The following is a 23,706-nucleotide window of genomic DNA, read 5'->3' on the forward strand; positions in this document are numbered from 1 at the left end:
CGGGCGTCACGCGCGCTCACCGGGACCCGGCCCCTCGCGGGCCCGGCCTGACACGATGGCCGTATGACCGAGGAACCTGCGGCACGACGGGAACGGGCACTGCGCGCGGCTGTCGAACGGAGACTGATCGCCCCGGACAGGCCCGTGGTCGGGCTGCTCGACCTGGACGGGGTCCGGGCGGCCGCCGCCGATCTGCGGGCGGCCTTCGCCACCCCCGGGGTGGAGGTCACCCACACCTTCGCGGTCAAGGCGGCCTCGCTGGTGCCGGTGCTGCGGCTGCTGTCCGAGGAGGGCGTCGGCGCGGAGGTCGCCAGCCCCGGCGAGCTCGCCCTGGCCCGGGCGGCGGGCGTACCCCCCGGCAGGATCGTGCTGGACTCCCCCGCCAAGACCCCGGACGAACTGCGGGAGGCGCTGGCCCTCGGCATCGCCCTCAACGCCGACAACCCGCAGGAACTGGCGCGCCTGGACCGGCTGGTGCCGCCCGGCACCGCCGCCGCCCCGCTGGGTCTGCGCGTCAACCCCCAGGTCGGCGCGGGCAGCATCGGGGCGATGAGCACGGCCACCGCCACGTCGAAGTTCGGCGTCGCCCTGCGCGACGAGGGCGCGGTGGACTGGGTGGTCCGCGCCTACCTCGACCGGCCCTGGCTGACCCGGCTGCACACCCACACCGGGTCGCAGGGCGTGCCCCTGGAGCTGATGGCGGCCGGCGTCCGCGCGGCCTACGAGCTCGCCGAGCGGATCAACACGGCGGCCGGGCGGCGGCAGGTCACCACCCTCGACATCGGCGGCGGCCTGCCGGTCAACTTCGCCTCCGACGAGGTCCGGCCGGGCTTCCGCGCCTACGCCGACGCGCTCCGCGCCGCGCTGCCCGGGCTCTTCGACGGGCGGTACGCGCTGGTCACGGAGTTCGGGCGGTCGCTGGTGGCCAAGGCGGGCACGATCCTGGCGCGGGTGGAGTACGCCAAGACCGCCGGGGGCCGCGCGATCGCCGTGACGCACGCCGGCGCCCAGGTCGCCACGCGTACGGTCTTCGCGCCCGGCGCCTGGCCGCTGCGGGTGCTGGCGCTGGACCCTAAGGGGCGGCCCAAGGACGGCGAGCCGGTCGTCCAGGACGTCGCCGGGCCGTGCTGCTTCGCGGGCGACCTCGTCGCGGCGGCGCGCGAACTGCCGCTGCTCACCGAGGGCGACCTCGTGGCCCTGCCCGACACGGGGGCGTACTACTTCTCCACGCACTTCGCGTACAACTCGCTGCCCCGCCCCGCCGTCCACGGCTACTCCGGGCCCGGCCCGGCCTTCCGCACCCTGCGCCGCGCGCAGACCCTCGAGGAGCTCGTACGGGAGAGCGGCGGCTGAACCGGCGCCGCCCGTCACCCGGACGGCTCAGCCGGCCGCCGCGACGCGGCGGCGGGCGGAGCCGCCGGGACCGGCGTCACCGGCCACCGGCCCGGTGGCCTCGTAACCGGGGACGGAACGGGCGGCGGGACCGCGTCCCGCGTGCTCGGGCCGGACCCACAACAGCGTGTCGTGCGCCCGCTCCCAGCGCCCCAGGCGCACCGCCTTCGCCCACAGCCCCGCACCGGCGCCCGCGAGCAGCATCCCCGCCGTTCCCGGCGCCGCGACGCCGGACGCGAGGGCCGCCGCGAACGCCCCGAGCAGCCACCACCGGCGGGCCCGGACCCAGGCGCGGGCGGTCACCCGGCGGTCCTGCAGGAAGACGCTCCGGGGCGCGCGCTCCGCCGCCTCCGCGAGGGCCGTGTACCGCCGCCGGCGCGCCAGGAAGGCCACCGCGGCGGCGACCACGAAGAGCGCCGCACCGCCCAGCACCCCGATGCGGCGGCCGGTCAGTCCGGGCACGAAGACCCCGACGCCCGCGGCGACGACCCCCAGCCACCACAGCCACCGCCCCGGCACCCGTACCAGGACCGCCACCCGTGCCAGCACATACGTTCCACGCACCACCGCTGCCTCCTCCTCCACGGCTCGATCCGAGAGTGCTGGGGAGGGAGGTTACTCACGGAACATCAGAATTCCGTGAGAACGGCACCGCATGCGGGGCCCCGGAGGCAGTGATACGACTGAAAGCAGGGGCCTCTGGGGCTGGAGTGGTGCGTATGAACATCGTGGTCGACCTCAATCGCTGCCAGGCCTACGCGCAGTGCGCGTTCCTCGCTCCCGAGGTCTTCGAACTGCACGGCGAGGAGGCACTGCTGTACGTCCCAGCCGTCCCGGAGGACCAGCAGGAGCGCGTCCACCGGGCCGCGGTGGCGTGCCCGGTGCAGGCCATCCTCGTGGGCGGGGCGGCTGGTGCCGATGTCCGGTGAGCTGCGCGACGGGCGCATCGTCGTCGTCGGCGCGTCCCTGGCCGGCCTGCGGGCCGCCGAGACGCTGCGCGACGAGGGGTTCGAGGGATCGCTGACCCTGGTGGGCGACGAGCCGCACCCGCCGTACGACCGGCCGCCGCTGTCGAAGCAGGTGCTGCTCGGCCGGGTGCCCGCGACGGGGACCGGGCTCCCCGCGCGCCGCCCGGTGGACGCGCAGTGGAAGCTGGGCGTCGCCGCCACCGGGGTCGACGGGATCGGCAAGCGGGTCTTCCTCGCGAACGGCGAGGAAGTGCCGTACGACCGCCTGCTGATCGCCACCGGCACCCGCGCGCGGCCCTGGCCGAACCCCGCCGAGGCCGCCCTGGACGGCGTGTTCGCGCTGCGGACCAGTGACGACGCGGCCGGGCTCGCCGAGCGGCTGGACGCCGGGCCCCGGCGGGTGCTGGTGATCGGCGCCGGGTTCACCGGCTCGGAGATCGCCTCCGCCTGCCGGGAGCGGGACATCCCCGTGACCGTGGTGGAGCGCGGCCCCGCGCCCCTGGTGGGGGCGCTCGGCGGGACACTCGCCGCGGTCGCCGCTGAGATGCACCGCAGGCACGGGGTCGACCTCCGCTGCGGGGTGCAGGTCACCTCACTGGAGGGTGACGGCCGGCTGACCGGCGCCCGGCTCTCGGACGGGAGCACCGTCGAGGCGGACGTGGCCGTGGTCGCCCTCGGCGCCGTCCGCAACACCGAGTGGCTGGCCGAGTCGGGCCTGGCCGCGGGCCCGCGCGGCGTGACGTGCGACGCCGGCTGCCGCGCCTTCAACATGTACGGCATCGTCACCGACGACGTGTTCGTCGCCGGGGACGTGGCCCGCTTCCCGCACCCGCTCTTCGGCTACCAGCTGATCGCCCTGGAGCACTGGGGCAACGCGGTCGCGCAGGCCGAGGTGGCGGCGCACAACATGGTCAGCGCGGGACCCTTCCGGCGGCCGCACCTGGCGGTGCCGACCTTCTGGTCCAGCCAGTTCGGCCACAACATCAAGTCGGTGGGCGTGCCCACCTACTCCGACCAGGTCGTCGTCGCCCAGGGCTCGCTGCGCGAGGCCCGGCTGGTCGTCGTCTACGGCTACAAGGGCCGCATCACGGCGGCGGTGTCGGTCAACCGGGCCAAGTGGCTGGACTACTACCAGAACCTGATCGAGACGGCCGCGCCGTTCCCGCCCGAGCCCGGGGCCGCCGACCGCACCGCCCCGATGATCCCCCTGCCGTCCGACGTGCCCGACCCCGCGGTGCTCTCGCACGGCCCGACGGTCGCCCTCACCGGTCATCTGCCGGACCGGCGCCTGACCCTGGTGCGTCCCGGCGGCTGAGGCCGCCGCCGACCGCACCGCGGACGGGCCGTGGCAGGACGCCGGGGCCCCCGACGACGAGGAGCCCCCGCGCATGGCTGCGGACACGCTGTTCCGAAGGATCACCGACTACGCCAGCCGGCCCGATCCGTACCCGCTGTACGCCGAACTCCGCGAGAGCAAGGTGGCGCCGCAGGACGACGGCAGCTATCTCGTCGGCACCTACCACGAGATCACGGCCCTGCTGCACGACCCGCGGATCAGCTCCGACCGGCGCCACCGCAGCGACCCGGAGGAGGCCCGGCTGGCCGCGGAACTGGCGCCGTCCTTCATCGGCCTGGACGACCCCGAGCACGACCGGCTCCGCCGCACCACGATGCGGCCCTTCGGCCCGCCGCACACCCCCGGCCGGGTGGACGCCATGCACGGCGAGATCGTTCGCATCGCCGACGAACTCGTCGCCGGGCTCCGCGGCAGGCAGCGCGTCGACATCGTCGACGACTTCGCCTACCCGCTCCCCGTCACCGTGATCTGCCGGCTGCTGGGCGTGCCCCGGGAGGACGAGCCGAAGTTCCGCGGCTGGTCCGACGCGATCGTCGGCGGACTCGACCTCAACCCCGACCAGGACCCCACCGAGCGCACGCAGGCCGCCACCGAGGCCCGCCGGGCGATGGGGGTATACCTGGGCGGACTGGCCGAGGGGCGGCGCGGCAAGCCCTCCGACGACCTGCTGTCGGCGTTCGTCAACGACCAGGACCCGGCCGGCGGGCTGAACCGGATCGAGCTGATGGTCACCTCGGTGCTGCTGCTCGTCGCCGGGCACGAGACCACCGTCAACCTGATCACCAACGGGATGCTCACCCTGCTGCGCCGGCCCGACCAGCTGGAACTGCTGCGCCGCGAACCGGCCCTGATGCCGCGAGCGGTGGAGGAACTGCTGCGGTTCGAGCCGCCCGTGCAGATGCTGCCCCAGCGCACCCCGCTGGTGGACGTCGAGGTCGCGGGGGTCACCGTGCCCAAGGGGGCGCCGCTGATCCTGGTGCTCGCCTCCGGCAGCCGCGATCCGCGGCGGTTCCGCGACCCCGACCGGTTCGACCCGCGGCGCACGGACAACCAGCACCTGGGCTTCGGCAGCGGCGTCCACAGCTGCTTCGGGGCGCCGCTCGCCCGGCTGGAGGCGCAGATCGCCCTCACCGCGCTGCTGCGCACCCTGGACGGCCTCCGGCTGGTGGACGACCCGCCCCCGTACCGGCGCAGTCCGGTGCTGCGCGGTCCGCGCCATCTGCTCGTGGAGCACGACGGGGCGGGCGTCTGACCGTGGGCCGGACCCGGTCCCGGGTCACTCCACGAACAGGCCCTGCGCCGCGGCCTTGGCGTCGAACTCCTCCAGCCGCGCCTGCGCGTCCGGCAGCCCGTCGCACACGGCCTCCAGCAGCACCCGCCCGAGCAGCATCGGCGCGCACGCGGTGTCGAAGGCGAGCCCCGTGCCGACGGCCGCCGGGAGCAGGACGTCGGAGTGGGCGGCGACCGGCGCGAAGGCGCTGTCGGCGACGGTGACGACGGTCAGCCCGCACGAGCGTGCGTACTCCAGCGCCTCGACCACCTCGCGAGGGTGCCGGGGCAGCGCGAAGCACAGCAGGGCGCTCGCCCCGGCCCGCACGGCGGCGTCGACGCGGTCGGCGAGCATGCTGCCGGCCTCGTCGAGGAGGCGGACGTCGGGGTGCACCTTGGCCGCGAAGTAGCAGAAGCCCCGGGCCTGGGCGGCCGCGGCGCGCAGCCCCAGCACGGGCAGCGGCCGGGACGCGGCGAGCAGGGCGCCCGCGCGGGCCACGGGGGCCGGGTCGGCGAGCAGCGCGGCGAGGTGCCGCAGGTTCTCGATCTCGGCCTGCACCGCTTCCTGGTACTCGTTGTACGCGTCCCCGGCCGGCTGCCCCTGGGGCCCCGCGGCGGGGGCGACCTCGCGCAGGTGGCGGCGGAGCGCGGGGTAGCCGTCGAAGCCGAGCGCGACGGCGAAGCGGGTCACGGAGGGCTGGCTCACCCCGGCGAGGTCCGCGACCTCGACGCTGGACAGGAAGGGCGCGTCGGCGGCCCGGCGGACGAGGCAGTGGGCGATGCGGCGCTGGGTGGGCGTGAGCCGGTGCGCTTCGAACAGCTTCACCAGGCGCGCCGACGCGGTGTCCGTCCCGTCGGCTCCGGTGGCGTTCTCGGTGGCCATGACGCCCTCTCCGCTCGGCCATTCATGTGCCGATGACTCTGCATGATTCCATACAGGAGGGCAAGGCGCCCCGGCTCACACGGGCGGCAGCAGCTTCTTCTGCGGCTTGCCCATCGCGTTGCGCGGCAGTTCGGTCAGGAAGCGGACCTTGCGGGGGCGCTTGTGCGCCGACAGGTGGCCGGCCACGAAGTCGATCAGCTCGCGTTCGCCGACCCCGTCCGCCACCACGTAGGCCACGATCTCCTGGCCGAGGTCGGCGTGCGGGGCGCCCACCACGGCCGCCTCGCGCACCGCGGGATGGTCCAGCAGGGCGTTCTCCACCTCGCCCGCGCCGATCCGGTAGCCGCCGGACTTGATCAGGTCGGTGGACGCCCGTCCGACGATCCGGTGCATGCCGTCCGGCTCGATCGCCGCGATGTCCCCGGTGCGGAACCAGCCGTCCTCGGTGTACGAGGCAGCCGTCGCCTCCGGCCGTCCCAGGTAGCCGTCGAAGAGGGTGGGTCCGGTGAGCTGGAGCTCGCCGATCTCCGCGCCCGGCTCGGCGGCGATCCGGGTGCGGATCCCCGGCAGCGGCAGCCCGACGGAACCGGGGCGCCGCTCCCCGGCCGCCCGGGTGCTGACCGTGATCAGGGTCTCGGTCATGCCGTAGCGCTCGACCGGCCGCTGCCCGGTCAGCGCCTCCAGGTCGCGGAAGACCGGCGCCGGCAGCGGCGCGCTGCCGGAGACCAGCAGCCGGGCGCCGCTCAGCGCCCGGGCGGACTCCGCGTCCCGCGCGACCCGGCCCCAGACGGTCGGCACGCCGAAGTACAGGCTGCCGCCCGCCGCCGCGTACGCCTGCGGTGTCGGGCGGCCGGTGTGGACCAGACGGCTCCCGGTGCGCAGCGCGCCGAGCACGCCGAGCACCAGACCGTGCACGTGGAAGAGCGGCAGCCCGTGGACGAGGGTGTCCTCCGGCGTCCACTCCCAGGCCCCGGCGAGGGCGTCCAGGTCGGCGGCGACCGCGCGGCGCGGGACGAGGACGCCCTTGGGCGCGCCGGTGGTGCCGGAGGTGTACAGGACGAGGGCCGTGGTGTCCGGGTCCGGCTCGGGGCCGTCCCAGGACCGCCGCTCGGTGAGGACGGCCGGGGGCGCCTGCACGGCCCCGGAGTCGCGCAGGATGTGGTCGCGCTCGGAGGGCCCCGCGTCGGGCGGCACCGGGACGACCGGTACGCCCGCCAGGAGACCGCCGACGACCGCCGCGACCGTCTCCAGGGACGGTGTCGCGTGCACCGCGACCGCGGGGGCACCCGCGACGCGCGCCGCGAAGGCGCCCGCGGCGCCGAGCAGTTCCTCGCGTGAGCAGGTGCGTCCGTCGACGGTGACCGCGTCCGGGCGGTCGGACGGGGCGTCGTGGAGGGCGGTCAGCAGGCGCGGCACGGGTCCGGTCACGGGACGACCCTACTGGGGGCGACCCCTGAGAAGGTTCGGGGGTTTCCCCCAGTGCCACGGGACCGGCCGGTCCGTACGGTGGCGTCATGGACGCCCGTGACCCAGAGCTCAAGAAGGAATTCGCCGCCACCATCCAGGCGCGCAAGGACCTGGGGGAGGAGTACGAGTCGGCCCTCATCGACTCCTTCCTGGAGAAGATGGACCGGCGCATCGACTCCCAGGTGGAGCGGCAGGTACGCCGCGAACTGGCCGAGAGCCAGACGGCGTTCGCCCGTGCCGGGCGCCAGGTCGGCCCGGAGGCGCGCGGCCGGGGCGGCAGCCGTTTCGGCGCCCGCTACGGCTTCGGGGCGTTCTCCCTGATCATGGCCATCCCGCTGTCGGCCATCGCGGCCGACAAGGCCGACCTGGCCGGGCTGCTCGTCGCCTGGATCGGCATCGTCGCCGTCAACGCCGCCCATTCGCTGGGCTGGCTGTTCCACGAGCGGAGCGCGGCCCCGCGCCGCGGCAACGACCCGGACGCCTGGGAGGACTGACGGCCTGACGGCGTCAGCCCGCCGCACCGGTCACGGCCGAAGGGCGGCGCGTGCACGCTGCCGCACGGGCCCGCCGGGGCCCGCCCCCAAGGGAGCCGGCCGAACGATACGGGAACCCCCGGGCCGAAAGCCGCGGCAGGCCGTGCGCAGCCGGGGCCCGGCACAGGGGTGCCCGCTCCGTGGCCGCCGGCGACGGCCGACGGACGGCGGGCGCGCCGCTACGCGGTGAGCAGTCCCACGACGCGGCGGGCCGCGCTCTCGTCGCGCGCCGCGGCGAAGGGCAGCGGCCCCGCGGCCATGCGGAACGGCAGCCCGTCCGCGCCGAGCACCGTTCCGCCCGCCTCTGCGACCAGCAGGATGCCGGCGGAGTGGTCCCAGGGGTTGTCGTAGGCGTAGGTGGCCGCGTCCAGCCGCCCGAGCGCGACGTCGAGGTAGTCGCAGCCGGCGGAGCCGCTGGCCCAGGGCTTGACGCCGTGCGCCGCCCCCAGCTCGTACAGCCGCCGGTGCTGGTCGGCGGTGAGGTGCGCGGGCCGGGCGCCGGCCACCAGCAGCACCTCGTCCGCGTCCCTCGCGCCGCCGGGGGCCGCCCGCAGCGGCCGGCCGCCCGCGTGGGCGCCCTCGCCGCGCCGGGCGGTGGCGAGGATCCCCTCGACGGGCCGGTACGTCCAGGACGCGAGGAGCTCACCGCGCGCGGCGAGGGCGACCTGGGTGACGAACGCGGAGTCGCCGCGGACGAAGTTGGAGGTGCCGTCGACCGGGTCGACGATCCAGACGGGATCCTCGCCCAGCAGCGCCCCGAGCAGCGCGGGATCGGCGTGCACGGCCTCCTCGCCGATGACGGCGGAACCCGGCAGCAGACGGGTGAGCGTACGGGTGAGGCGTTCCTCGACACGGCGGTCGGCGACCGTGACGAGGTCCAGCGGGCCCTTCTTCTCGTCGACGTCGCCCTCGGCGAGGCGGCCGAAGCGGGCGAGCGCCTCCTCGTCGGCCACGGTGCGTATGGACTCCTCGACGGCTGCGAACGTCTGTGCGCTGATCACGGCGGCCACTCAACCAGAAGAGCGGCCCGCGCGTGGGCGCGGACCGCTCTTCCACAGATTGCGCGGGAACCGCCGCACCCCCGGTCACCCGGGGGGCGGGACGACGGCGGTCCCCGCGAGGGACGCGGGCCGGATCAGGGCCGGGCCACGCGTCCTGGGGTCACCATGGAGGTCCGGGAGCCGCTCCGGAGGTCCTTGGCGCCACATCCGTGGTGTCGGCCGGGCGACCGGTGCGCCGTCCGCCGACATCCACCAATGTGCCGGAGCCGTGTTAAGGGCGTGCTGCGGGTACGTGACGTGGGTGTACCACTTCCGCGAACCTGCGGCGGAGCCGTCCGGGGACGTCCCGGGTGCCGCTACTTGGCCTCCTCGGCGAGGAAGGCGAGCAGGTCCTGGCGGCTGACCACGCCCGTCGGCTTGCCCTCGACCAGCACGATCGCGGCGTCGGCCGAGCCCAGCACCGTCATCAGGTCGCCGACCGGCTCGCCGGAGCCCACCTGCGGCAGCGGCGCGCTCATGTGCCGCTCCAGCGGGTCGTCGAGGGTGGCGCGCTTGGTGAACAGCGCGTCGAGCAGCTCCCGCTCCACGACGGAGCCGATGACCTCCGCGGCCATGACGTCGGGGTGGCCGGCGCCCGGCTTGACGATCGGCATCTGCGAGACGCCGTACTCGCGCAGCACCTCGATCGCCTGGCCGACCGTCTCCTCGGGGTGCATGTGCACCAGGTGCGGGATGCCGCCGTCCTTGCGGTCCAGCACGTCGGATACGCGGGCCTGGCCGGTGCCCTCCTCCAGGAAGCCGTAGTCGGCCATCCACTCGTCGTTGAAGATCTTCGACAGATAGCCGCGGCCGGAGTCGGGCAGCAGGACGACCACCACGTCGTCCGGGCCGAGCCCCTCGGCCACGCGCAGCGCCGCGACGACGGCCATGCCGCAGGAGCCGCCGACGAGCAGGCCCTCCTCCTTGGCGAGGCGGCGGGTCATCTGGAAGGAGTCCTTGTCCGAGACCGGGACGATCTCGTCCGCGACGGTGCGGTCGTAGGCGGTGGGCCAGAAGTCCTCACCGACGCCCTCGACGAGGTACGGGCGGCCCGAGCCGCCGCTGTAGACGGAGCCCTCCGGGTCGGCGCCGACGACCTTCACCCTGCCGTCCGAGGCGTCCTTCAGGTAGCGGCCGGTGCCGGAGATGGTGCCGCCGGTGCCGACGCCCGCCACGAAGTGCGTGATCTTCCCCTCGGTCTGCTCCCACAGCTCCGGGCCGGTGGAGTGGTAGTGCGAGGCCGGGTTGTTGGGGTTGCTGTACTGGTCCGGCTTCCAGGCGTTCGGGGTCTCGCGCACCAGCCGGTCGGAGACGTTGTAGTACGAGTCCGGGTGCTCGGGGTCCACGGCGGTGGGGCAGACCACGACCTCGGCGCCGTAGGCCCGCATGACGTTGATCTTGTCCGCGGAGACCTTGTCCGGGCAGACGAAGATGCAGTGGTAGCCCTTCTGCTGGGCCACGATCGCCAGGCCGACGCCCGTGTTGCCCGAGGTGGGCTCCACGATCGTGCCGCCGGGCTTGAGCTCGCCGCTCTTCTCCGCGGCCTCGATCATCCGCAGCGCGATGCGGTCCTTGACCGAACCGCCGGGGTTGAAGTACTCGACCTTGGCCAGGACGGTCGCCTGGATTCCTGCCGTCACGCTGTTGAGCCTCACCAGCGGGGTGTTGCCGACGAGACTGATCATCGAGTCGTGGAACTGCACCATTGTCTCCGGGTTCTCCGTGATTGTGAGGCCAGGGTAAGCGGTTTTCCCATCCGGGGCCGTCCCTGCCGGGACCGGGCTCCGCATGCTTCACATTGGTGTTACCTACGCCCCGGAAGGTCCGGTTGTAGAGTCACACCGTGGCGCGATCACGACACGTCGCAGTTACGACACCGGGCTTGTACAACCGGGGGGTGAGCAATGCCTGACGAGAAGCACCCGGACACCGCCGCCGCGGGCACGGGCAACGCCGACTACGCCGCCGCCCTCAGCGGTCTGGCGGTCGTGGAGTCCGGTCTCGCCTCCGTGCGGGAACGGCTCACGGCGCTCGCCGCCGTACGCCCGTCGCGCCCGGCCGAGCCGGTGATGCCGGGCGGGATCGCCGAGGTGATCCACGGCGAGGCGGAGCAGCAGCACATGATCGAACAGCTGCAGCGCGAGGCCCGCAAGGAGGTGCTGACCTTCGTGCGGCCGCCGTACGTCTCCGCGGCGGGCAATATCGTACAGAAGGAGCGGCTCACCGCCGGGGTGGAGTATCGCTCGCTGTACGAGACGACGGCGCTGGTGTACCCCGGTGCGGCGGACATGCCGGGCTTCGTCGAGCCGGGCGAGCTGGCCCGGGCGGCGCCGAGCGTGCCGATGAAGCTGATGATCGTCGACGCCGAGCGGGCGCTGCTGCCGCTGTCCGGCGGCCGCGACCGCTCCGTGGTCTCCTCCGCCGGCCTCCTGCTGCTGCACCCCTCGGTGCTGGTGGACGCGCTGCTGGAGCTCTTCGAGGACCGCTGGCTGCGCGGCACGCCGCTGCGCATGCCCTCGCTCGGTGGCGAGGCCGAGGAGGACCCGGAGTTCCCCGGCTCCCCCGAACTGGACGAGCAGTTGCTCTCGCTGCTGATGTCCGGGCTGCCCGACAAGGCCATCGCCTCCCAGCTCGGGATATCCCTGCGCACGCTGCAGCGCAGGATCCGGTCCCTGATGGAGTCCACCGGAACCGCCAACCGCACCCAGCTCGCCTGGTTCGTCGCCCAGCAGCGGCTGACCTGAGTCCGGGCGGCCCAGCGGTTGCGGCGGGCATCGGACGGGGCAACAAATCGTTGTACGGGTCGGGCCACGGGGGTCCGCACACCCGGCGCGGGAGGTGGACGTTGTCCAGGGCAAGGGTGGCGCGGCGGATCGCGACGGCCGCCGCGTACGGAGGAGGCGGCATCGGGCTCCTGGGCGGCGCCGCGGTCGGCCTGCTGCTGACGGAGGGCGCGCTCGCCCGCAGGGCCGTGGGCGGTTCCGACGCGGTCCCGCCCCGCGCGGACGGCGTCTACGGCGCCGCCTTCGCGCTGAGCACCGACGAGCGGCCGATCGTGCTGGCCCTCGTGGGCGACTCCACGGCGGCGGGCCAGGGGGTGCACCGGGCGAGCCAGACCCCCGGCGCGCTGCTGGCGTCCGGGGTGGCGGCGGTGGCGGAACGGCCGGTGCGGCTGGTCAATGTGGCCAACCCCGGCGCACAGTCCGACGACCTGGCCCGCCAGGTCGATCTTCTGCTGGGGTCCGGCCCCGGCACCGCCCCCGGTCTGTGCGTGATCATGATCGGGGCGAACGACGTGACCCGGCGGATGCCGCTGGCGGTCTCGGTGCGGCTGCTGTCCGACGCGGTGCGGCGGCTGCGCGAGGCGGGCTGCGAGGTGATCGTCGGGACCTGCCCCGACCTGGGCACCATCGAGCCGGTCTACCAGCCGCTGCGCTGGATCGCACGGCGGCTGAGCCGCCAGCTCGCGGCCGCGCAGACCATCGCGGTGGTCGGCCTCGGCGGCCGCACCGTGTCCCTGGGCGACATGCTCGGGCCCGAGTTCGAGTCACGCCCCCGCGAGATGTTCGGCCCGGACAACTACCACCCGTCGGCCGAGGGGTACGCGACCGCGGCCATGGCGATGCTGCCGACCCTCTGCTCCGCCGTCGGGCTGTGGCCCGAGGAGGACGAGCGCCCCGACGCCCGGCGCGGCGAGGGCTTCCTCCCGGTGGCCCAGGCCGCCGCGGAAGCCGCGGGCGAGGCCGGCACCGAGGTGACCCCGGCCGCCGGCACGGTCTCCGGCCCCCGCGGCCGCTGGGCCCTGCTCAAGCGGCGGCGCCGTCGCCGCCTCCCCGACGCGACGGAGCCGGCCGCCACGGCGGCGGCCGAGGCCGCCCAGAACTAGGGCCTCCCGGCGGGGCGCGGGCCCGCGGACGGCGGTACGCGCCGCCGCCGTCCGGCGGGTCCGCTGCGCCTGCGGCGGGCCGTCCCCCACCCACCCGAACCCCGGACCACCAGCCACCGCAGGGGCACCCGCCGCGCACCGCCGCCCTCCGACGGAGGCGGCGTAGGCCCCGCACGGCAACCCGCCACCGTCCGGGGTCCGGCGAGACCTCCGCCCGGCGGTCCGCTGCGCCCGCAGCAAGGTCATCCCCCACCGCCGCCGTCCGCGGGTCCGCTGCGCCTGCGGCGGGCCGTCCCCCACCCACCCACCCGAACCCCGGACCACCAGCCACCGCAGGGGCACCCGTAGCGCACCGCCGCCCTCCGACGGAGGCGGCGTAGGCCCCGCACGGCAACCCGCCACCGTCCGGGGTCCGCTGCGCCCGCAGCAAGGTCGTCCCCCACCGCCGCCCTCCACTGAAGGCGCCCGTGGGCTGGCGCCCGAGCGGGAGCCTGCCGCCGTCCACTGGTCGGCTGCGCCCGCGGCAGGGTCGCGGTCACGGACGCACAAGGCCGCCCTGTCAGCGCCCGCCGCACCGCGGCCACGACCCCTGGGCCCGAGCGCGGTGGCGGGCACGACGCCCCCGGCCCGCAACCGCCACAGGACGGCCGCCGGAAACCGCCCCGCGGGCCGCCGGCAGCAGCCGACCCCGCGCGGCACAAGCACGACCACCGGCACGACACCCAGGCCCGCGCGCCACCCCGCGACCGCCACAGGACAGCAGCCGGAAACCGCCCCGCGGGCCGCCGGCATCAGCCGACCCCGCACGGCATGAGCGCAACCACCGGCACGACACCCAGGCCCGCCCCGCCACCCCGCGACCGCCACAGGACGGCCGCCGGAAACCGCCCCGCGGGCCGCCGGCATCAGCCGACCCCGCACGCCACCCCGCGACCACCACGACGGCCGGCCCGGAAAACGGCCCCCGGGCGGCCGGGAACCCCGGGCCGCCGGCGTCAGCCGACCCCCCGCGGTGCGAGCACGAAGCGGACCACGCCGCAGGAGCGCCCGGAACACGGCAACCCAGGCCCGCCAGCGACCGCCACAGGACGGCCGCCGGCGTCAGCCGGCCTTGCGCTGGTTGAAGCGGAGCAGGTTCCCGGAGGGGTCGCGGAAGGCGCAGTCCCGGACGCCGTAGGGCTGGTCCATGGGCTCCTGCAGCACCTCGCCGCCCGCGTCGCGGATGCGCTCGAAGGTGGCGTCCACGTCACCGGTGGCGAAGATGACCCCGCGCAGCATGCCCTTGGCCAGCAGCTCGCTCATGGCCCGCTTGTCCGCGTCGGAGGCGTTGGGGTCCGCCAGGGGCGGTTCGAGGACGATCTCCACACCGGGCTGGTCGGGCGAGCCGACCGTCACCCAGCGCATGCCCTCGAACCCCACGTCGTTGCGGACCTCCAGGCCGAGGACGTCGCGGTAGAAGGGCAGCGCCTTGTCATGGTCGTCGACGGCGATGAAGCACTGTGACAGCGTGATGTCCATGCGGACCACGCTAGGCCCGCGCCGCGGGCTTCGCTTCCTTGTTCCTGACCGGCCTGGTGTACCGCTTCGCGACGCACGCGGGGATCGGCGCCCCCGGCTCGTGGTCGCGGGCGCGGTAGGCGCTCGGGGTCTCCCCGACGAGTTCGGTGAAGCGTGAGCTGAAGGAGCCGAGCGAGGTGCAGCCCACCGCGAAGCAGACCTCCGTGACCGTGAGGTCGCCGCGCCGGAGCAGGGCCTTGGCGCGTTCGATCCGGCGCGTCATGAGGTAGCTGTACGGGGACTCGCCGTACGCGGCCCGGAAGCTGCGCGAGAAGTGGCCGGGGGACATCAGCGCCGCGCGGGCCAGCACGGTGACGTCGAGGGGATCGGCGTAGTCGCGGTCCATCGCGTCGCGGGCGCGCCGCAGCCGCACCAGGTCGTCCGGATTCACGGCCCCAGCATCGCACGGGGGGCGCGTTCGCCACGAGGATGCGCCATCATGGACTAAGCAAGCGCTCAGAAAGAGGTCCGCGTCACAGCCCCCAAGCCGTGACGCGTTCCGCTACGTACAGGTAACTTCCCAGAGAGTCCCAGCCGTACCCGCCGCCTCGTCGAGGAGTCGCGATGCCCGAAGCCGTGATCGTCTCTGCCGCCCGTTCCCCCATCGGCCGGGCCGTCAAGGGATCCCTGAAGGACCTGCGTCCCGACGACCTGACCGCCACGATCATCCAGACCGCCCTCGCCAAGGTGCCGCAGCTGGACCCGCGCGAGATCGACGACCTGATGCTGGGCTGCGGTCTGCCCGGCGGCGAGCAGGGCCACAACCTGGGCCGGATCGTGGCCGTGCAGATGGGCATGGACCACCTCCCGGGGTGCACGGTCACGCGCTACTGCTCCTCCTCGCTGCAGACGACCCGGATGGCGCTGCACGCCATCAAGGCGGGCGAGGGCGACGTCTTCATCTCGGCCGGCGTCGAGACCGTCTCCCGCTTCGTCAACGGCAGCTCCGACGGCATGCCCGGCACCCACAACCCGCTCTTCGCCGAGGCCGAGGCCCGCACCGCGGCCCGCGCCGCGCAGGGCGGGGGCGAATGGCACGACCCGCGCGCCGACGGGCTGGTCCCGGACGCGTACATCGCGATGGGCCAGACCGCGGAGAACCTGGCGGCCCTCAAGGGCGTCACCCGCGCCGACCAGGACGAGTTCGGCGTCCGCTCGCAGAACCTGGCCGAGGAGGCCATCAAGAAGGGCTTCTGGGAGCGCGAGATCACCCCGGTGACGCTGCCCGACGGCACGGTCGTCGCCAAGGACGACGGCCCGCGCGCCGGGGTCACCCTGGAGGCCGTGCAGGGCCTGAAGCCGGTCTTCCGCCCCGACGGCACCGTGACCGCCGGCAACTGCTGCCCGCTGAACGACGGCGCCGCGGCGCTGGTGATCATGAGCGACACCAAGGCGCGCGAGCTGGGTATCACCCCGCTCGCCCGGGTGGTCTCCACCGGCGTCTCCGGCCTCTCCCCCGAGATCATGGGCCACGGCCCGGTCGAGGCGTCCCGCCAGGCCCTGAGGCGGGCCGGGCTGACCATCGACGACATCGACCTGGTCGAGATCAACGAGGCCTTCGCGGCGCAGGTCATCCCGTCCTACCGGGACCTGGGCGTCGACATCGACAAGCTCAACGTCAACGGCGGCGCGATCGCGGTCGGCCACCCCTTCGGCATGACGGGCGCCCGCATCACCACCACGCTCATCAACTCGCTGCAGTGGCACGACAAGCAGTTCGGCCTGGAGACCATGTGCGTCGGCGGCGGCCAGGGCATGGCCATGGTCATCGAGCGCCTGTCGTAACGGGTCCCCACCAGCCCCCACCGCCACTCGGACGTTCGTTCGAGGCACAAGTCGCAATCGAACCGCCCCCGGGATGTGACCTAATCCCGGGGGCGGTCGTTTATGCAGGTCAGGGGTGTGTCACCCATACGGGCCAAGACTTTGGACCCTCCCATTTCGTGACGTTCCGCACTGCAGAGGCCATGGATTCCGGTGCAGAGTGGTGGTGTACAGGGGGCCAGGCTCGGGAAAGCACAGTCGGGAGTACGCCAGTGAGCGCCATGTTCCTCGTCCTGCTGACGGGTGCGGCAACCGCCGTGGCCGCCGGCTCCGCCGCGCTGTTCGCCACACGCGGCGTACGTCGTGACGTCGCGGCCCTGCGCGCGGACCTGGCCGAGGCCCGTGCCGAGCGAGGTGCCGCCGTGCCCGCCGCACGCACCACTCCGGACGCCGAAGCCATCCGCACGGCCGTCGCCGACGCGCTCGCCGACGAGCGGGAACGCGAACTGGCCGAGGCGCGCGCCTTCTGGGCGGCGCAGGAAGCCCCCCTGGGCTACGGAACGGGGGAGGCCGGCGAGGCCCTCGTCGACCCGCAGCTCGACGCCCAGCTCTTCGGCGGCCAGGGCGCCGGCCCCGTTCCCGGGGCCACCGGCACCGACTACGAGGTGCTGCCGTACGGCCCGTTCCTCCCCCGCCAGGCGGACCTCGCGGGGCTGGAGCCGGGCGGCGCGGCGCCCTTCCGGCACCCCTCCGACCCGGACTTCGGCGTGCCCACGCCGGTCGTGGCGAACCAGGAGCAGACCGCCGAGCGCCTCTCCGAACTCGCGGACCTGCGGATGCCGCTCGCTGACGTCCGCCCCGGCCCGCTCGGCACGCTCGACGTGTACGTCTTCGCCGACGGCACCACGCTCTGCATGACCCCGGGCGACCGGGACACCGCCGACCGGCTGTGCGAGGCCCTGGACCGCGGCGAGTCCCCGGTCCTGCTGGGCGGCTCCGCCGTCGCCGGCGGCTACGCGCTGACCTTCACCTACGGCGAGGAGTCCGTCTACGTGCTCGCCGACCGGGTGGTCGCCTCGCTGTAGCCGGCCCGTCCTACAGACCGCAGCGCGCGGCCGTGTCCCCGATCCGGGACACGGCCGCGTCGCGTTCGTGCGCCAGTTCCGGGTGCGGTTCCAGGGCGGCGGCCAGGTCGTGGGCGGCCACCGAGATCTGGTCGCCGATCGCGAAGACCCCCTCGTCCGGCATCGTCAGGGGTTCCCGTCCGGGGAACTCGATCCGCTGTGCGCGGGCGGCCAGTTCACGGGCGAGTTCCAGGCCCGCCCGGGCCACCTCGCCGCGGAGCCGGCTCTGCGGCAGGGAGCGGTAGCGCGCCGCCAGGAGTCCTGCGGCGTCACGGAGCGTCGTACAGTCCAGCACGCCGCGAGCCTACCGGTGCGTACACACAACCGAGCCCCCTGCACTGTTGCCAACGGTCGACGGCTCAGGCACGGTGGGGTGACCGGAACGCATACCGGAGGCGCCGATGTCACAGACCTTCTCGGAAGAGACCCACCGGAACCTGCTCTCCCACATCCCGCACTGCACCGGCCGCGAGATCGGCGACTGGCTTCGCGCCGTCGACGACGGGCCCGCATTCCTCCGCTTCGAAGAGAAAGTCAGCTGGCTCCGCAGCGAGCACGACCTGTCCTACGGACACGCCAAGGCCATCGTCCACGAACACGACCTGAGGCGGGCCGCGCGGAGGTTCGGCTGACGCCCCCCATCCGCGCATGCGAACGGGCCCCGAAAGGCACTGCCTCCGGGGCCCGTTGAATGTCCGCGGCGCGTCGGCGCACCGGACGGTACTGCTAGTCGTCGCCGCGCAGGATCGAGATCAGCCGGAGCATCTCCAGGTAGATCCAGACCAGGGAGAGCGTGAGGCCGAAGGCCGCCAGCCAGGACTCCTTGCGCGGAGCGCCGTACTGGATGCCGTCCTCGATCTGCTTGAAGTCCAGCGACAGGAAGAACGCGCCCAGCGCGACCCCGATGATGCCGACGACGACGCCCAGGGCGCCGCTGCGCAGGCCGAGGCCGTCACCCCCGCCGATCATCGCGGCGATCACATTGACGAACGTCAGGATGACGAAGCCGATGGCGATCGCCATGCCGATGCGCGTGTAGCGGGCGGTGACCCGGATGAGGCGCGTGCGGTACGCCACCAGCATGCCGACGAAGACCGCCATCGTCCCCAGCACGGCCTGCAGCGGGATGCCCGGCCACATGAAGTTGAAGATCTTGCTCCAGACGCCGAGGAAGACGCCCTCGAAGACCGCGTAGCCGAGGATCAGCGCGGGCGAGGCCTCGCGCTTGAACGACTGGATCAGGCCGAGGACGAGCGCGACGAGCATGGCGCCGATGCCGAGCCCGTAGCTCTTCTCCGATACCGGCAGCGCGAACCACGCCACGAGCGCGCCGAGCACCACGGTGCCCAGGGTCATGGCGGTGCGCATGACGACGTCGTCCATCGTCATCCGGCCGGTCTGCGCGGGGGCCGACGGCGGGGCCTGGTACGCGGTGTCGTAGGCGTTTCCGCCCGCGTACGGGTTCGTGCCCGCGTAGGGGTTCCCGCCCGTGCCGGGGCTGCCCTGCGTCTGCGGCTGCCCGCCGAAGCCCGCGTAGCCCTCCCCGCGGGAGAACCCACGCCGCGAGAAGACCGGGTTGCTGCTCCTCATCTGTCACTCCTCCATGGCCGCGCGATACGGCTTCGCACCAAGAGTAATGGTATGGCAAAGCGGGTCGCCTACGCCTCAAGGAGGATCTTTTGCAGCGCCCACCATGCCTGTCACCACGCCTTTCCCCGTCCCCGCGGCGCCACACCGCCCGGCGACGAACGGCGGGTGCCGGGGAGGGGCGGGCCCTCCCCGGCACCCGCCGGGAGTGGATCCTCGATCAGCGACGCGTCGCCAGGATCTCGCTCAGCACGTCGTGCACGTAGGTGTTGGCGTGCTTGCCGGTGAAGCGGTCCGCGAGCGGGCCGGCGGCGGTGACGGGGACGTCCACAGCGGTGTGACCCGAGGTGGTCCAGTCGATGTAGAACGACTTGTCGCTGCCGCGGATGGCGAACGGGCCGTCCTCGGCGGAGATGCCGTCGCCGGACTCGTCGGCGGCGTCGGCCTCCTCGACGGCCAGGCCGCCGGTCTCGTGGTCACCGGTGACGACCAGCAGGGTGTCGGGGTGGGTGGCCACGTAGGCGCGGGCCACCGCGACGGACTTCTCCAGCTCCTGCATGGACTGCAGGACACGGGCGCCGTTGTTGGAGTGCGCGAACTCGTCGACGCCCTCCTCCTCGACCATGAGGAAGAAGCCCTTCTTGCTCTTGTCCAGCGTGCTCAGGGCCTTGCTGGTCATGGTGGACAGGCCGACCACCGGGTTGTACACGTCACCCTGGCCCTCGGGGCGCTGCTGGAACATCTCCTCGTTGGCGAAGAGGCCGAGGAGCTTGCCGCTCTTGGCGCGGTTCAGCTCGTCCGCGCTGGAGACGTAGGTGTAGCCGGCCTTCTCGGCCTTCTTGATCAGGTCGCCCTTGGTGCCCTTGCTCGCCTCGGAGGTGTCCTCGGCGGGCTTGTCCTGGAAGGCGCCGGGGGTGCCCGCGGGCAGCCACCAGTCCTCGCCACCGCCCAGGATGACGTCGGGCTTGCTGACCTCGATGTACTGACGCGCGATCTCGTCCTGCGCCGACCGGTTGGCGGTGCTGGAGAAGAAGGCGGCCGGGGACGCGTCGGTGACCTGCGCGGTCGTGACCAGGCCGGTGGCCTTGCCCGCGGCCTTGGCCTGCTGGCCCAGGGTCGCCAGCGGGTTGCCGTCCACGTCGACGCTGATCGCGCCGTTGTAGGTCTTCTCACCGGTCGCCCACGCGGTCGCGGCCGCGGCGGAGTCGGTGACGACGGCCTTCGGGTCGTCCGGCTCGGTGGTCAGCTGACCCGAGTAGGGGAGCTTGTCCATCGCGAGCTGGCCGTTCATGCCGGCCAGGTGCAGGCGCGCGGCCTGCCGGGCGGCGGCACCCATGCCGTCGCCGTTGATGAAGATGACGTTCTTCGCAGCCGGGGCCTTGCCCTTGCTTGCGGCCTGCGGGGCCGTGGCCGACGCACCCAGCGTCGGGTTGATCACCATGGTCACCACCGCCGCAGCGGCGGCGGCCGCCACGGGCGCGGCGAACCGTCGGGCCCTGCGAACACCCTCGGACACAACGACCTCCGTTGCTCACTGCTTGCCAATGCTTGGGCGTGAACTTAGGAGCCTTAGGGGGAAGGTTGACTAAGCGCAGATGGCCAGAACGCATCGAAACCTTCAGGTGTCGGTAAAAGACTAAGCCCGTACTTGTCCGTACAGGTGGCCGTCGCTCCCACGCCCACGGACGGCCTCATACCGCTGCATCCGGCTCGTTCGCGCAGATCACCGCCGCCGCGGGGCCTCGCGATGCGCGCAGCGGCGGAGGCCACGGGTGGGGTCCCGGAGGGATCCCACCGCGCCTCACGTCCGGTTCACGCCGTTCACGCCGTTCACGCCGGGCAAGGGGACGGTGAAATCGTCCTCGACGGGCGGGTCCAGTTCGTGTGCGAGCAGGCCCGTGGCGGCGAAGCACCGCACGCGCACGGCGGCCGGGCTGACGTCCAGCCGCAGGAAGCTCTTGAAGAACGGCGGGCTGTACGTCGCCGAGCCCGGGGACAGCAGACGGGTGAGCATCCGGCGGACGGGCAGGCGCAGCCGGCGCCTGCGGTCCGGGCGGGGCGGGGCACCCAGGACGCTCGCGACGAAGCGGGTCCGCAGGGTCACCCGCGCGCCGGTGGCCCGGGTGGCCGGAACGCCGAGGCGCCGGGCGAGGACCGCGGACGCCTCGTCGGGGGTCAGGTCGAACAGGCGGCGCAGGTGGAGCCGGCGGCCGTAGAGCCGGCTGTAGAAGGCGAGGGAGTCACCGCGCATCGGGTAGCAGCGGAACCGGTCCTCGGTGACGCCGCCGACCTCCACCCGGGGGATCGTGTGGGTGGCGTGCATGAAGGCGCCCCCGCCGCCGGAGACGACGTACTCGATCCTGCGGCCGTCCACGTCGACCGGGTAGCGCTGGTAGTTGTGGATGTCTCCGCCGATCACGGCGACGAAGTTGCGCTCCGGATCGCGGACGACCTCGTCGACCGTGCCGCCGCCCTCGATGGCGCAGGGGTGGTGCTCGCCGTCCACGTAGATCGGGGAACCGGTGACGAGGATCTTGGGGCGGGGTCCGCGGGAGACCCGGCGCAGCCACTCGCCCTGCTCCCCGTCGATGCCGCCGAGCAGCCCGGTGTCGATGCCTATGATCCGTATCGGCCCCGAGTCGATCGCCCAGTAGGGGCCGGGCTGGGACGCCGCCTGCGAGGGCGCGGAGCGCATCAGGCGGGCCTCGTCGAGCCGGGCGTCGTCGGGCACGTCGGGCTTCGCCCACAGCAGGGTGCGCCACCAGGCCCGGGACAGCGGACGGGGGCGCGGCGCGGGCGGCAGGGCGGGGGCCCGGCAGAAGACCCGCATGAAGCCGGTGAGGCCGTCGTACCAGTCGTGGTTCCCGGGGATGGCGTAGACGGGGGCGTCGTAGTCCCGGTAGGGCCGGAAGAACTTGGTGTCGTACTCGTTGGCGCTGCCGACCGGGTAGAGGACGTCGCTGCAGATCACGGCGTAGCGGGTGCCGGCGCCCGCCGCGAGCATCCCGGGCACGACGGCGTACTGCGGATCGTCGCCCTCGCCGGTGTCGCCGAGGAGGAGGAAGGAGAACGTGTCGGGGTCGTCCCGCTCGATCACCAGGTCCGCGCCGGCCGCCCCCCGCTCCCGCTGGCCGTCCACCCAGTGCCGGCGGTCCCGGCCGGTCGGGTCCCCGAACAGCGAGGCGAGCGGGCCGTTGCGGGCCTTCCACAGGGTCACCGGGTCCAGCCAGGAGAGGTTGACCACCCGGGCCGGCATCAACTCCCGGTAGGCGCCGTGCTGCTGGCCCTCCCAGCCGGCGCCGGCCAGGGATTCACGCGAGGAGTCGGACACGGGCGCACTGTAGCAACCGGTCCCGGCGCCACCGGCGGCGCCCGGAACTCCCCTCAGCCCTCGGCGTCCTGCGGGTACCAGCGCAGTTCCACGGTGTTGCCGTCCGGGTCCGCGACATAGGTCGACTGCGCGGCGCCGCGCGCGCCGAAGCGCCGCACATCGGCCTCCAGGACCGTGAACACCCCGGAGGCGACGACCTCTTCCCAGTCCAGCGGTTCCACGGTGAGGCAGATGTGGTCGACGTTGGACTCGCCGCGGGGGCCCGCGACCAGGTCGATGATGGTCTCCGGGGTGACCCGCACCGACGGGAACGGGGCCTTCCCGGCCCGCCATTCGTCGACGCGCACGGGTTCCAGGCCGAGCGGCCCGGTGTAGAAGGCCAGGGACCGCTCGACATCGGCGACGTTGAGGACCAGGTGGTCGAAGGCCTTCACACGCAGCACGGTCATGTCTCCTCCAGGGGTGGTGTACCGGACGCCGTCCGCGAGCCGCCCGGGGGCCGGGCGGGCTAGAACGGGGCGAAGCTGACCGCCGCGAGGGTGCCGTGTTCCACGGTGTCGCGCGGCAGGGTGAGGCCGAAGTGGCGTTCGCCCATCTCCAGGATCTCGTCCTCCCCGTCGGCGTCGGGCGCGGAGGTCCCGTCGGGAAGGAACAGGCCCACCTGCTGCATGGCCGGCACCAGCCGGCCCGGGTCCTCGCCGCCGAGCTGGGCGGCCTCGACACCGGGCTCGAAGTCAGCAACGAGCCGGCCGTCCTCGGCGTGCAGGAACCAGCGCGGCGGGACACCGGCGTTGAGGTACACGACCGCCTCGGTCCCCCGGGAGACCGCGCGGAGGGTCCCGCGGTCCATGCCCTCGTCGCTCCCGTGCTCCAGGGCGAAGGCCCATCCGCCGCAGGTGCCGAGCCGGGCCACCGGCCCCTTCTCGAAGGCCCAGTCCATGGCGTCGTCGGCGGAGAGCCCTTCGCGGATCGCCCCGGCGTCGCCGCCCATCCGGCGGACCAGTTCGCCGACGTCCAGCCCGCGGGCGAAGGTCAGGCAGTAGGTGTCGAAGGCCCCGGCGATCCACCGGATCCCGTCGTCCGTCACAAGTCCCCCCGCACGATGAGTGGCTTCGCGGTACACCGGGCGCAGCACGCGCTCCGCGTCCGCGAAGGGTCAGCCGACACACTACGCACCGGGACGGCCCGGCGGGCGCCGGTGGGAGAGGTGGTGCCCGGAACCGGATTTGAACCGGTACGCCCGCAAGGGGCAGCGAGGTTTAAGCTCGCCGTGTCTGCATTCCACCATCCGGGCATGGCGGCGCGAGAGCGCAGTACGAGCCTATCCGGCGGGGCGGGTGGAACAGGGCCCAGCATTCGTCATGTTGTCTGATTTTAAGGGTGGCTGACGGATCGTCAGATAGTGCCGGCTCGGAGGAAAGCACAGGCCCGGGGCGGTACGGGCGGCGGACCGGGCCCGCTGCATATGACGCGAAATCGCTTCCAACCGGGGGCGGGGTCTCGGGGTCCCCGTCATACCCAAGTAGTACACCGGGGTCCGCGCGTACC

23 protein-coding genes and 1 tRNA gene are annotated in these 23,706 nt (G+C 73.8%); 10 read left to right on the forward strand and 14 right to left on the reverse strand.

Going from position 1 to position 23,706, the window contains the following annotated elements; translation table 11 throughout:
- Nucleotides 1-63: 63 nt before the first annotated feature.
- A complete protein-coding gene (locus tag CHF15_RS04215; protein ID WP_089222252.1) occupies nucleotides 64-1,353 on the forward strand; it encodes a type III PLP-dependent enzyme domain-containing protein in 1,290 nt (429 codons plus the stop codon).
- Nucleotides 1,354-1,380: 27 nt separating this feature from the next.
- Here the strand turns inward: CHF15_RS04215 and CHF15_RS04220 are convergent, their stop codons facing one another.
- Nucleotides 1,381-1,959 carry a hypothetical protein gene (locus tag CHF15_RS04220; RefSeq protein ID WP_089222676.1) on the reverse strand — a complete coding sequence of 193 codons (579 nt, stop codon included), beginning with the start codon at nucleotides 1,957-1,959 and terminating at the stop codon, nucleotides 1,381-1,383.
- 152 nt (nucleotides 1,960-2,111) lie between these two features.
- Here CHF15_RS04220 and CHF15_RS04225 point away from each other — a divergent pair, with 152 nt between their 5' ends.
- From CHF15_RS04225 to CHF15_RS04235, 3 genes are all read left to right on the forward strand, one after another.
- On the forward strand, nucleotides 2,112-2,321 hold the full coding sequence (locus CHF15_RS04225) for a ferredoxin (RefSeq protein ID WP_089222253.1): 210 nt from the start codon (nucleotides 2,112-2,114) through the stop codon (nucleotides 2,319-2,321).
- On the forward strand, nucleotides 2,311-3,675 hold the full coding sequence (locus CHF15_RS04230) for an NAD(P)/FAD-dependent oxidoreductase (protein ID WP_089222254.1): 1,365 nt from the start codon (nucleotides 2,311-2,313) through the stop codon (nucleotides 3,673-3,675). The genes CHF15_RS04225 and CHF15_RS04230 overlap by 11 nt, the downstream gene beginning before the upstream one ends.
- A 73-nt stretch (nucleotides 3,676-3,748) precedes the next feature.
- Nucleotides 3,749-4,969 carry a cytochrome P450 gene (locus tag CHF15_RS04235; RefSeq protein WP_089222255.1) on the forward strand — a complete coding sequence of 407 codons (1,221 nt, stop codon included), beginning with the start codon at nucleotides 3,749-3,751 and terminating at the stop codon, nucleotides 4,967-4,969.
- A gap of 24 nt (nucleotides 4,970-4,993) precedes the next feature.
- Here the strand turns inward: CHF15_RS04235 and CHF15_RS04240 are convergent, their stop codons facing one another.
- The gene (locus tag CHF15_RS04240) at nucleotides 4,994-5,869 is read right to left on the reverse strand and encodes a MurR/RpiR family transcriptional regulator (protein WP_089222256.1); all 876 of its coding nucleotides are present in this window, start codon (nucleotides 5,867-5,869) and stop codon (nucleotides 4,994-4,996) included.
- A 75-nt stretch (nucleotides 5,870-5,944) separates the two neighbouring features.
- Nucleotides 5,945-7,297, reverse strand: coding sequence for an acyl-CoA synthetase (locus CHF15_RS04245; RefSeq protein WP_245938657.1), 1,353 nt, complete (start codon nucleotides 7,295-7,297; stop codon nucleotides 5,945-5,947).
- A gap of 86 nt (nucleotides 7,298-7,383) precedes the next feature.
- On the opposite strand from CHF15_RS04245, the gene CHF15_RS04250 reads away from it, so the two are divergent.
- The gene (locus tag CHF15_RS04250; RefSeq protein ID WP_089222257.1) at nucleotides 7,384-7,830 is read left to right on the forward strand and encodes a hypothetical protein; all 447 of its coding nucleotides are present in this window, start codon (nucleotides 7,384-7,386) and stop codon (nucleotides 7,828-7,830) included.
- Nucleotides 7,831-8,048: 218 nt separating this feature from the next.
- Here the strand turns inward: CHF15_RS04250 and CHF15_RS04255 are convergent, their stop codons facing one another.
- Nucleotides 8,049-8,870, reverse strand: coding sequence for an inositol monophosphatase family protein (locus tag CHF15_RS04255; RefSeq protein ID WP_245938658.1), 822 nt, complete (start codon nucleotides 8,868-8,870; stop codon nucleotides 8,049-8,051).
- Between the two features lie 356 nt (nucleotides 8,871-9,226).
- The gene (locus CHF15_RS04260; RefSeq protein ID WP_089222678.1) at nucleotides 9,227-10,612 is read right to left on the reverse strand and encodes a cystathionine beta-synthase; all 1,386 of its coding nucleotides are present in this window, start codon (nucleotides 10,610-10,612) and stop codon (nucleotides 9,227-9,229) included.
- Between the two features lie 201 nt (nucleotides 10,613-10,813).
- On the opposite strand from CHF15_RS04260, the gene CHF15_RS04265 reads away from it, so the two are divergent.
- A complete protein-coding gene (locus CHF15_RS04265) occupies nucleotides 10,814-11,653 on the forward strand; it encodes a helix-turn-helix transcriptional regulator (RefSeq protein WP_089222259.1) in 840 nt (279 codons plus the stop codon).
- Between the two features lie 116 nt (nucleotides 11,654-11,769).
- The gene (locus tag CHF15_RS04270; RefSeq protein ID WP_089222260.1) at nucleotides 11,770-12,795 is read left to right on the forward strand and encodes an SGNH/GDSL hydrolase family protein; all 1,026 of its coding nucleotides are present in this window, start codon (nucleotides 11,770-11,772) and stop codon (nucleotides 12,793-12,795) included.
- Nucleotides 12,796-13,896: 1,101 nt separating this feature from the next.
- Here the strand turns inward: CHF15_RS04270 and CHF15_RS04275 are convergent.
- Both CHF15_RS04275 and CHF15_RS04280 read right to left on the reverse strand, forming a co-directional pair.
- Complete coding sequence (locus CHF15_RS04275; protein WP_089222679.1) at nucleotides 13,897-14,313, reverse strand: VOC family protein; 417 nt, start codon at nucleotides 14,311-14,313, stop codon at nucleotides 13,897-13,899.
- A 10-nt stretch (nucleotides 14,314-14,323) separates the two neighbouring features.
- Nucleotides 14,324-14,743, reverse strand: a complete 420-nt coding sequence (locus tag CHF15_RS04280; RefSeq protein WP_018559754.1) for a helix-turn-helix transcriptional regulator — start codon at nucleotides 14,741-14,743, stop codon at nucleotides 14,324-14,326.
- A gap of 173 nt (nucleotides 14,744-14,916) precedes the next feature.
- Between CHF15_RS04280 and CHF15_RS04285 the strand changes: the two genes are divergently transcribed.
- Nucleotides 14,917-16,137, forward strand: a complete 1,221-nt coding sequence (locus CHF15_RS04285) for an acetyl-CoA C-acetyltransferase (RefSeq protein WP_089222261.1) — start codon at nucleotides 14,917-14,919, stop codon at nucleotides 16,135-16,137.
- A 251-nt stretch (nucleotides 16,138-16,388) separates the two neighbouring features.
- The gene (locus CHF15_RS04290; RefSeq protein ID WP_089222262.1) at nucleotides 16,389-17,201 is read left to right on the forward strand and encodes a hypothetical protein; all 813 of its coding nucleotides are present in this window, start codon (nucleotides 16,389-16,391) and stop codon (nucleotides 17,199-17,201) included.
- A 10-nt stretch (nucleotides 17,202-17,211) separates the two neighbouring features.
- Here CHF15_RS04290 and CHF15_RS04295 read toward each other — a convergent pair whose 3' ends face one another.
- Nucleotides 17,212-17,535 carry a hypothetical protein gene (locus tag CHF15_RS04295; protein ID WP_089222263.1) on the reverse strand — a complete coding sequence of 108 codons (324 nt, stop codon included), beginning with the start codon at nucleotides 17,533-17,535 and terminating at the stop codon, nucleotides 17,212-17,214.
- Between the two features lie 106 nt (nucleotides 17,536-17,641).
- On the opposite strand from CHF15_RS04295, the gene CHF15_RS04300 reads away from it, so the two are divergent.
- Nucleotides 17,642-17,872, forward strand: a complete 231-nt coding sequence (locus CHF15_RS04300) for a DUF4287 domain-containing protein (RefSeq protein WP_018559758.1) — start codon at nucleotides 17,642-17,644, stop codon at nucleotides 17,870-17,872.
- Between the two features lie 94 nt (nucleotides 17,873-17,966).
- Here CHF15_RS04300 and CHF15_RS04305 read toward each other — a convergent pair whose 3' ends face one another.
- The 6 genes from CHF15_RS04305 to CHF15_RS04330 form a co-directional block, all read right to left on the reverse strand.
- Nucleotides 17,967-18,830, reverse strand: coding sequence for a Bax inhibitor-1/YccA family protein (locus CHF15_RS04305; RefSeq protein ID WP_089222264.1), 864 nt, complete (start codon nucleotides 18,828-18,830; stop codon nucleotides 17,967-17,969).
- Nucleotides 18,831-19,047: 217 nt separating this feature from the next.
- A complete protein-coding gene (locus CHF15_RS04310; protein WP_179279658.1) occupies nucleotides 19,048-20,343 on the reverse strand; it encodes an alkaline phosphatase in 1,296 nt (431 codons plus the stop codon).
- Nucleotides 20,344-20,628: 285 nt separating this feature from the next.
- Nucleotides 20,629-22,158 carry a metallophosphoesterase family protein gene (locus CHF15_RS04315; RefSeq protein ID WP_089222265.1) on the reverse strand — a complete coding sequence of 510 codons (1,530 nt, stop codon included), beginning with the start codon at nucleotides 22,156-22,158 and terminating at the stop codon, nucleotides 20,629-20,631.
- A 53-nt stretch (nucleotides 22,159-22,211) separates the two neighbouring features.
- Complete coding sequence (locus tag CHF15_RS04320; RefSeq protein WP_089222266.1) at nucleotides 22,212-22,607, reverse strand: VOC family protein; 396 nt, start codon at nucleotides 22,605-22,607, stop codon at nucleotides 22,212-22,214.
- Between the two features lie 59 nt (nucleotides 22,608-22,666).
- Entirely contained in the window at nucleotides 22,667-23,245 is a 579-nt protein-coding gene (locus tag CHF15_RS04325) for a DUF6461 domain-containing protein (RefSeq protein WP_089222267.1), read from the reverse strand.
- A 121-nt stretch (nucleotides 23,246-23,366) separates the two neighbouring features.
- Nucleotides 23,367-23,452 (reverse strand) — tRNA-Leu (locus tag CHF15_RS04330).
- Nucleotides 23,453-23,706 lie beyond the last annotated feature (254 nt).

The organism is Actinacidiphila glaucinigra (assembly GCF_900188405.1).
Classification (GTDB): Bacteria; Actinomycetota; Actinomycetes; order Streptomycetales; family Streptomycetaceae; genus Actinacidiphila; species Actinacidiphila glaucinigra.